The sequence below is a fragment of the Citrobacter sp. genome (genome assembly GCF_050252275.1).
Taxonomy (GTDB): Bacteria; Pseudomonadota; Gammaproteobacteria; order Enterobacterales; family Enterobacteriaceae; genus Citrobacter_A; species Citrobacter_A amalonaticus.
Genome location: NZ_JBFWLF010000185.1, coordinates 1 through 9,253, shown reverse-complemented (window position 1 = coordinate 9,253; position 9,253 = coordinate 1). Strand labels below are relative to the sequence as shown.

Annotated in this window: 8 protein-coding genes; 6 read left to right on the top strand and 2 right to left on the bottom strand. The window is 54.5% G+C overall.

Translation table 11 applies throughout. From position 1 onward, the window contains the following. Nucleotides 1-1,255 (bottom strand): RNA repair transcriptional activator RtcR (gene rtcR, locus AB7E14_RS15450; RefSeq protein ID WP_428169652.1); only part of this gene is annotated, 1,255 nt, incomplete at its 3' end. Between the two features lie 451 nt (nt 1,256-1,706). Between rtcR and AB7E14_RS15445 the strand changes: the two genes are divergently transcribed. Genes AB7E14_RS15445 through AB7E14_RS15435 form a run of 3 tightly spaced genes read left to right on the top strand, consistent with a single transcriptional unit; the run spans nt 1,707 to nt 4,858 of the window. Beyond that, nucleotides 1,707-2,834 carry a slipin family protein gene (locus tag AB7E14_RS15445; protein WP_044326844.1) on the top strand — a complete coding sequence of 376 codons (1,128 nt, stop codon included), beginning with the start codon at nt 1,707-1,709 and terminating at the stop codon, nt 2,832-2,834. A gap of 5 nt (nt 2,835-2,839) precedes the next feature. Next, nucleotides 2,840-4,066 carry an RtcB family protein gene (locus tag AB7E14_RS15440; protein ID WP_042999016.1) on the top strand — a complete coding sequence of 409 codons (1,227 nt, stop codon included), beginning with the start codon at nt 2,840-2,842 and terminating at the stop codon, nt 4,064-4,066. A 6-nt stretch (nt 4,067-4,072) separates the two neighbouring features. After that, on the top strand, nt 4,073-4,858 hold the full coding sequence (locus tag AB7E14_RS15435) for a nucleotidyltransferase domain-containing protein (RefSeq protein WP_316962655.1): 786 nt from the start codon (nt 4,073-4,075) through the stop codon (nt 4,856-4,858). Nucleotides 4,859-4,955: 97 nt separating this feature from the next. Here the strand turns inward: AB7E14_RS15435 and lysC are convergent, their stop codons facing one another. Continuing rightward, on the bottom strand, nt 4,956-6,305 hold the full coding sequence (gene lysC / locus AB7E14_RS15430; RefSeq protein ID WP_316962654.1) for a lysine-sensitive aspartokinase 3: 1,350 nt from the start codon (nt 6,303-6,305) through the stop codon (nt 4,956-4,958). Nucleotides 6,306-6,598: 293 nt separating this feature from the next. Here lysC and pgi point away from each other — a divergent pair, with 293 nt between their 5' ends. From pgi to AB7E14_RS15415, 3 genes are all read left to right on the top strand, one after another. Then, nucleotides 6,599-8,245 carry a glucose-6-phosphate isomerase gene (pgi, locus tag AB7E14_RS15425; RefSeq protein WP_316962653.1) on the top strand — a complete coding sequence of 549 codons (1,647 nt, stop codon included), beginning with the start codon at nt 6,599-6,601 and terminating at the stop codon, nt 8,243-8,245. A 404-nt stretch (nt 8,246-8,649) separates the two neighbouring features. Continuing rightward, nucleotides 8,650-8,892: an exopolysaccharide production protein YjbE gene (gene yjbE / locus AB7E14_RS15420; protein ID WP_042321038.1), complete on the top strand. Its 243-nt coding sequence runs from the start codon at nt 8,650-8,652 to the stop codon at nt 8,890-8,892. Between the two features lie 63 nt (nt 8,893-8,955). Beyond that, on the top strand, nt 8,956-9,253 hold a 298-nt coding region (locus tag AB7E14_RS15415; RefSeq protein WP_428169651.1), incomplete at its 3' end, for a YjbF family lipoprotein.

Genomic DNA, 9,253 nt, shown 5'->3' with positions numbered 1-9,253 from the left:
TCAGTTCGCGGAAATTGCCACGCCACTGCGCCTGAGGTGAACAGGCAAACGCCAGATAGCGTTCACGCGCCTCCTTATCAAAACGAATCTGATTCTGTCGGCTGCGGGAGAAGCGTTGCAGCTCATACTCCACGTTAGGGGCGATGTCTTCACGCCGCTGTGCAAGGCCGGGCAGGGCAAAGCGCCACATGTTTATCCGTGCGTAGAGATCTTCGCGAAAACGCCCTTCGGCGACCCACTGCGGCATATCGCGATGGGTTCCGGCTATCAACTGGAAATCGCTGTACACCTCTTTATCTGAGCCAAACGGGAAGAAGGTTTTCTCCTCGATCGCTTTCAGTAGCATGGCCTGTTCATCCAGCCCCAGTTCCGCGATCTCATCCAGAAACAGCACCCCGCCGTCGGCTTCACGTAACAGTCCCGTTCGTGACGACAGTGCGCCCGTAAACGCACCTTTCACATGACCAAACAGCGTCGACATGGCGTTATCGCCGCGCAGCGTCGCGCAGTTCACTGCCACCAGTTTTCCACCCACCAGATGCCGTGACTGACGAAGCTGAAAAATTCGTTTTGCGAGGAAGGATTTCCCCGCACCGGTGGGGCCGGTGAGCAGGATAGGATCGCCAGAGCGCAAGGCAACGCGCTCAATACGGTCAATCAGTTTATTGAACGTGGCATTGCGCGTCTCGATACCGCCTTTGAGGAAGGAGATCGATTGCTGCTGCTCACGCTGAAAGCGACTGGTGAGTGTGGCATAGCGGCTTAAATCAAGATCGATCACCGAGCAGGTGCCAGCGGCAACATCCTCCTGCGGAGCGCCCTTCAGTGCGGGTCCGGTTTGCAGAAGGCTGGCGGGCAGATAGCGGGCTTCCGTCAGCAGGAACCAGCAAATTTGCGCCACATGAGTGCCGGTAGTGATGTGCACCAGATACTCTTCATTCTCGGTATCGAAGGTGTAATGAGTGGCAAAGTCGAGGAACGCGGCGTAGACCTCTTCGAAATCCCAGGGATCGGTAATGGGGATGGCATGTGGACGAACCTCAGTATGTGGTGAGAGCAGGCTAATATCTTCCGCTAACTGCTGACACATCCCGGCATCGCGTGGCTGGTGGATAAGCTCCAGCCGATCGACCGGGAAATCCGGCTGTTGGCACAGTCCGACCGTGGGCCGCCATTTCTTTAACCGGTTTGCCCGTTTGCCGCGTTTATCCAGCACCGTGCCCAGTACACCAATCACCACCCGTCGCTTTTTCATGTTTATCCAAAAAGATAAAGTTCGATAGGTAAGGATAAAAAACAGGCGAGACGTCTGCAATCATCATTTTTGGTGATGAAAATTAATTACTTATTAATCAATAAAGTAAAAAATAATTTCGTCTTTTTTTCGTTCTGGCACGCTTCTGGCAATAACTCTCTCGTCAACACGTTGAAAGCGCAGGGGGTTAAACCCCGCCGGCACGTCAGGAACGGCTGAGGCTGTATTCCGGAAGTGTTCCGTCAACCGATGACACCTGAACAATGGGTTCGATTCCCGATTCATTCTCCCAATGAAACTGGTTGTTAATCATAGAAATAAAAACGGGCACTGCGCAGTTAACAGGCCCCAAAACAGGTCGCCGGTCACGATGCCGCGCCGCAGGCAAAAGGGAATTCCCCTGTGGCCTCGCCTCCGCACCCGCACCTGACTTGATAAGGAAAAGAGAAAAATGACGAAGAAAATCACTATTCGTAAAGGACAATTAGGTCTGTTAGCCAAAAACGGCGACTACTATCAGGTTCTGGAGGCGGGTGAACACCGTCTGCCGTGGTTCAACACGCCAGAGGTGCTGGTGGTTAATCTGGACGGCAGCGAAGTGCCGGAAGCGCTGGCGAATTATTTACGCCGCTTTCAACCAGACTGGGTATCACGTTATGCCCTGGCCGTTGATCTTAACGACAGTGAAGCGGGCGCGTTATACATGAATGAGGTGTTGCAGGAGATCCTGCCTCCGTCAACGCGCCGTTTGTACTGGCGGGCCGACGAGGCGTTGAAACTGGTACGGATGGATACGCGTCAGGTTCAGGTGCCTGCTGAGGTCATGAATGCGGTTCTGCAACCGCGACGTAGCGGCGCGGTAAAAGGTCGTGAAGCGATGCTTACCGTACAGGTGCCTGCCTGGCACGCCGGAGTGTTGAAAATTGATGGCGAGACGCAGGCACTGCTGCCGCCGGGTCTGACGGCGTACTGGAAAGTGAATCATCTGGTTGACGCTGAAGTGGTGGATACCCGTTTGCAGGTGCTGGAAGTGGGCGGTCAGGAAATTTTGACCAAAGATAAGGTCAACCTGCGCTTGAATCTGGCAGCGAACTGGCGTTACCGCGATGTGTTGCTGGCGTTTGCACAGCTCACTAAACCGCTCGATCATCTGTACCGCGAACTGCAGTTTGCGCTGCGGGAGGCCGTCGGGACGCGCACGCTTGATGAGCTGCTGGAAGATAAACAGGTAATTGATGAGGTGGTCAGCGCACAGGTGAAAGACCGGATGGCGCCATATGGTATCGACGTGGCGTCGCTGGGTGTGAAGGACATTGTGTTGCCGGGGGATATGAAAACGATTCTGTCCCGTCTGGTTGAAGCGGAAAAATCGGCGCAGGCCAACGTGATCCGCCGTCGTGAAGAAACGGCAGCGACGCGTTCGTTGTTGAATACGGCGAAAGTGATGGAAAACAACCCGGTGGCTTTGCGTTTAAAAGAGCTGGAAACCCTCGAAAGAGTGGCAGAGCGTATCGATAAAATCTCGGTATTCGGTGGCCTGGACCAGGTTCTGCACGGCTTAGTGAACATTAAAGGATAAGAAACATGGCACATCACGACTATGCGCTGTTGACGTCGCAGAACGCGGCGCCGGTGAAAATGTGGACGCACGGCGTCCCGGTGGAACCCGAGGCACGCCAGCAACTGCTGAACACGGCGAAGATGCCATTTATTTTTAAACACCTGGCGGTCATGCCGGATGTGCATCTGGGGAAAGGGTCAACGATTGGCAGCGTGATCCCGACCAAAGGAGCGATTATTCCGGCAGCAGTGGGGGTGGACATCGGCTGTGGGATGATTGCGGTACGTACCTCGCTGCTGGCTGGCGATCTGCCGGATAACCTCAGCGGGTTGCGGAGCGCGATTGAGCAGGCCGTTCCCCACGGGCGAACCAATACGCGATCCCGTCGCGATAAAGGGGCGTGGGACACGCCGCCAGAGGAGGTGAGTACTCACTGGGGGACATTGGCACCGCGCTTTACGCGCCTGACTGACAAGTATCCCTCGCTGCTGAAAACCAATAACTATAAGCATCTCGGAACGTTGGGAACCGGTAATCACTTCATTGAAGTGTGTCTGGATGAGCAGCAGCGCGTCTGGGTGATGTTGCACAGTGGTTCGCGTGGTGTGGGGAATGCCATCGGCAACGTCTTTATCACGCTGGCGCAGCAGGATATGCAACAACATATCGCGAATTTGCCTGACCGAAACCTGGCGTATTTCCAGGAAGGGAGTCGGCACTACAACGACTACATTGAAGCGGTGGAATGGGCGCAGGATTTTGCCCGACAAAACCGGGAGGTCATGATGTCCCGCGTGCTGGCCGCGCTGTCGCGTAGCGTGAGTAAACCGTTTATCACGCAACAAGAAGCAGTGAATTGCCACCATAACTACGTGCAAAAAGAGCGTCATTTTGGTGAAGAGGTGCTGGTAACGCGTAAAGGTGCCGTTTCCGCACAAAAAGGCCAGATGGGGATCATCCCCGGATCGATGGGGGCGAAAAGCTTCATTGTGCGTGGGTTGGGAAATGAAGAGAGCTTCTGTTCCTGCAGTCATGGTGCGGGAAGAACCATGAGCCGAACGGCGGCTAAAAAACGCTTTACCGTAGCGGATCAGATCCGCGCGACGGCCCACGTTGAATGCCGTAAAGACAGCGAGGTGATTGATGAAATTCCGCTGGCCTACAAAGACATTGATGCCGTGATGGCGGCGCAGTCTTCGCTGGTGGAGATCGTGCATACGTTGCGGCAGGTGGTATGTGTAAAAGGATAAAAGAAGATGACCAAAAATGCAGTGAGTGCCGCAATGTGCGAACGGGTCATGCGGCAGCTCAAAGAGATAGAAACCCGCTACGGTGTCAGGGTGCTGTATGCCTGCGAATCGGGGAGTCGTGGCTGGGGATTTGCCTCGCCGGATAGCGATTACGATGTGCGGTTTTTGTATGTTCATCCGCCGGAGTGGTATCTGCGGGTTGATGCGCCGCGTGACGTGATCGAGCTGCCAATCGACGATGAGCTGGATGTGTGCGGCTGGGAGTGGCGTAAAGCGCTGGGTCTGCTGAAGGGCGCTAACCCAACGCTGATCGAGTGGCTGGATTCCCCGGTGGTTTATCAGCAGGATGATGCTACGGTCAGTGCGCTTAACGCGATGATACCGCAGTGGTTCTCTCCGCTTCGTGCGCGCTGGCACTACTACTCGATGGCGCGAAAAAACTTTCGCGGCTACTTGCAGGGGGAAACGGTGCGTCTGAAAAAGTACTTCTACGTCCTGCGTCCGCTGTTGGCGGTGCGTTGGGTTGAAGCAGGAAAAGGCGTTCCGCCCATGCGGTTTGCCGAACTGCTGGCGGGAAGCGATCTGGATGCGCCGTTACGTCAGGAAATAGATGAACTGCTGGTGCGCAAACAGCGGGCTGGGGAGGCGGAGTATGGTCCGCGTCGTCCGCTGCTGCATGCGTTTATCCACGCCGAACTGGCGCGAGGCGAAATCCCGCCAACGTTACCGGATAGCCGCGAAGGCGACGTGAAGGCACTGGATCGACTGCTTTACGAGACGGTGATGTCATGACCGTGTTGCCCGATGATGCTCACGCTTATCGGGCCGACACCGACTGGCCTGAATGCCGGATAAGGCGTTTCATCGCCATCCGGCATTCAGGCCTGTCTTACTCAAACAAATTATGGTGCAGCTTCTGTACCACCTGTTCTGCTTCGGTGCCAGGCACCAGGAAACAGAGGTTATGGCTGGAGGCACCATAGCAAATCATGCGGATATTGAACGGTTCCAGTACGCCGAACACCTCTTTGCCGACACCGCAGGCTTTCGACAGATCGTTACCAATCAACGCGACCAGCGCGAGACCTTCTTCCACTTCCACCCGACATAAGGCCGACAGTTCCATTAGCAGCGACTGCGTCAGCAGCGTATCGCCGGTGGAGGTGGAACCGGTGGTGTCCAGCGTCAGCGCCACGCTCACTTCAGAGGTGGTGATCAAATCTACGGAGATATTATGGCGCGCCAGAATGCCGAACACTTCAGCCAGGAAACCGCGCGAGTGCAGCATATTCAGGCTGTGCAGGGTCAGCAGCGTCTGCTTACGACGCAGCGCCAGCGCGCGGAACAGCGGTGGATTCTGCGTTTTGTTACAAACCAGCGTGCCGCCCGCTTTCGGATCTTTACTGGAGCCAACGAAGACCGGGATATCGCTGCGCACCGCAGGCAGCAGGGTAGCCGGATGCAGCACTTTCGCGCCGAAGGTAGCCATTTCCGCCGCCTCTTCAAAGGCGATTTCATCGATACGCTGGGCGGCAGGCACCACGCGAGGATCGGTGGTATAGATGCCCGGAACATCCGTCCAGATATCGACACGCGCCGCATGCAGCGCTTCGGCCAACAGGGCGGCCGTGTAGTCGCTGCCGCCGCGTCCGAGTGTGGTGGTACGCCCTTTGCCTTCGCTGCCGATGAACCCTTGCGTGATCACCAGCCCTTCGCTCAGACGTGGGGTCAGTTGCAATGTCGCCAGCTCCGCCAGCGCCGCTACGTCAGGTTCGGCACGGCCAAAGCGATCGTTGGTTCGCATCACTTTACGCACATCAAACCACTGCGCCTGAACGTTACGCTCACGCAGGATCTCAACAAACAGCAGGGTGGACATCAGTTCGCCGTGGCTGACCAGTTCATCCGTCAGTGCCGGGGAGGTGGCTAATGAGGCCGCTTCCGCCAGCGTGGTGATATTTTCCAGCAGGCGTTCAATCTCTTCACGAATGACGTTGGGATAACGCAGACGCTCCAGGATATCGAACTGAATTTTGCGGATGGCGTCGAGCTTCTCAAAGCGAGCCTGTGGTTCCAGTCCTTCTGCCAGCGCCACCAGCAGATTGGTGATGCCAGCAGAAGCTGAGAGCACCACTACGCGCACGTTTGCATCGGAAAGCACCACGTCGACGCTGCGGTTCATGGCATCAAAATCAGCGACGCTGGTACCGCCAAATTTGGAAACAACGATTTCTGTCATAACAACCTCGTGTCAGGGAGTGAGAAAGCGACCTGGGCACAAAGGCAGAACAGAAACCGGTGCAGGCGCAAATACCGTATTTATAAATAAAATGTGCAGACGACACTGTCAACGCCGGGATTATGCGGATTTTTCATGCTGGCAAGTGGCTGAGTAACCGTACTTATAACAACGCGGTTTTTTCACTGTATTTGACCGAAGCCAGGGCAACGGCACTAAAACAATCACACTTTTCTGTGACTGGCGTTACAATCGATCTCAGTCACAATTCTCAAATCAGAAGAGTATTGCTAATGAAAAACATCAATCCAACGCAGACCTCTGCCTGGCAGGCACTACAAAAACACTTTGACGACATGAAGGACGTTACCCTCGCGGATCTGTTCGCGAAGGATAACGATCGCTTCAGCAAATTCTCCGCAACGTTTGACGATCTGATGCTGGTGGATTACTCCAAAAACCGCATCACCGAAGAGACGCTGGCGAAACTGCAGGATCTGGCGAAAGAGACCGATCTGGCGGGCGCCATCAAGTCCATGTTCTCCGGCGAGAAAATCAACCGTACGGAAGATCGTGCCGTGTTGCATGTGGCGTTGCGTAACCGTAGCAATACCCCGATTATGGTTGACGGCAAAGATGTGATGCCGGAAGTCAACGCGGTGCTGGAGAAGATGAAATCTTTCTCCGAAGCCATTATTTCGGGTCAGTGGAAAGGTTATACCGGTAAAGCGATCACCGACGTGGTCAACATCGGTATTGGCGGCTCCGACCTCGGCCCGTTCATGGTGACCGAAGCGCTGCGCCCATACAAAAATCACCTGAATATGCACTTTGTTTCTAACGTCGACGGTACCCATATCGCCGAAGTGCTGAAGAAAGTGAATCCGGAAACTACCCTGTTCCTCGTGGCGTCCAAGACCTTCACCACGCAGGAAACCATGACCAACGCCCTCAGCGCGCGTGACTGGTTCCTGAAAACCGCCGGTGATGAAAAACACGTTGCGAAACACTTCGCTGCACTGTCTACCAATGCGAAAGCGGTTGGTGAGTTCGGTATTGATACCGCCAACATGTTCGAGTTCTGGGACTGGGTGGGCGGTCGTTATTCTCTGTGGTCAGCGATTGGTCTGTCGATCATCCTGTCTGTCGGCTACGACAACTTTGTGCAACTGCTGTCCGGCGCGCATGCGATGGATAAGCACTTCTCGACCACGCCTCTGGAGAGCAACCTGCCGGTGCTGCTGGCGCTGATCGGCATCTGGTACAACAATTTCTTCGGTGCTGAAACCGAAGCCATCCTGCCGTACGACCAGTATATGCATCGTTTCGCGGCCTACTTCCAGCAGGGCAATATGGAGTCCAACGGGAAATATGTTGACCGTAACGGCAACCCGGTGGATTACCAGACGGGGCCGATCATCTGGGGTGAGCCGGGAACCAACGGTCAGCACGCGTTCTACCAGTTGATTCATCAGGGAACCAAAATGGTGCCTTGTGACTTTATCGCCCCGGCGATTACCCATAACCCGCTGTCCGATCACCATCCGAAGCTGCTGTCTAACTTCTTCGCCCAGACTGAAGCGCTGGCGTTCGGGAAATCCCGCGAAGTGGTGGAGCAGGAATACCGTGACCAGGGTAAAGATCCGGCCACGCTGGAACACGTGGTACCGTTCAAAGTGTTTGAGGGCAACCGCCCGACTAACTCCATCCTGCTGCGTGAAATCACCCCGTTCAGCCTGGGGGCGCTGATCGCCCTGTATGAGCACAAAATCTTTACACAGGGCATCATCCTGAACATCTTTACCTTCGACCAGTGGGGCGTTGAGCTGGGTAAACAGCTGGCAAACCGTATTCTGCCGGAGCTGAAAGATGATAAGGCGATCGAAAGCCACGACAGCTCGACTAACGGATTGATTAACCGTTATAAAGCCTGGCGTTAATCTGCCAGCGTGCCGGATGGCGGCGAATGCCTTATCCGGCAAATTAATAATGAAATCAGCCGATATTATTATCGGCTTTTTTTATAAGATAATTCCGGTTGTCCGTGTTGTTCTCCACCGTTCTATATTGAGTATAATCCTAAAATAATAAATAACCTGAAAATAACGCCGTGTTATTTTAGGATAATACGGATCGTTCAGATGTCAGGTTTTAATCATAACTCGTTGTTTTTAATATTTATTATTATTTTAATTAAAGTAAATAATTCAACAAAAGTCCAATTATCCTAAAACCATTCCGCTATTTCCCCCTACCGTAATTCGCATGCTTTAGTTGTGTATACTCGATCCCGCCCGAAACGCTTTTGGGCAAATCTCCATTCATTCAATGAAGGGAAATTGTTATGAAAAAAGTTCTGTATGGCATTTTTGCCATATCTGCGCTTGCGGCGAGTTCTGTCTATGCAGCCCCCGTTCAGGTGGGTGAAGCAGCAGGCTCGGCAGCAACGTCGGTGTCGGCGGGTAGCTCCTCGGCATCCAGCGTGAGCACCGTAAGTTCGGCGGTGGGTGTCGCTCTGGCGGCAACCGGCGGCGGTGACGGTTCCAATACCGGGACCACCACCACAACCACCACCAGTACCCAGTAACACCGGTACGTTTAACTCTAACCACACTTCGGTGTGGTTATTTTGCCCCTCTGGAGAAGAGTCGTGAAGCGACCTGCGCTCATATTACTTTGCCTGCTGTTACAGGCCTGCTCAGCCACCACAAAGCAGCTGGGCAACTCACTGTGGGACAGTCTGTTTGGCACGCCCGGCGTCCAGCTAACGGACGATGATATCCAAAACATGCCCTACGCCAGCCAGTACATGCAGCTCAACGGCGGGCCGCAGCTGTTTGTGGTGCTCGCTTTCGCAGAGAACGGGCAGCAGAAATGGGTGACGCAGGATCAGGCCACTCTCGTGACCCAGCATGGTCGTCTGGTGAAAACGTTGCTTGGCGGCGACA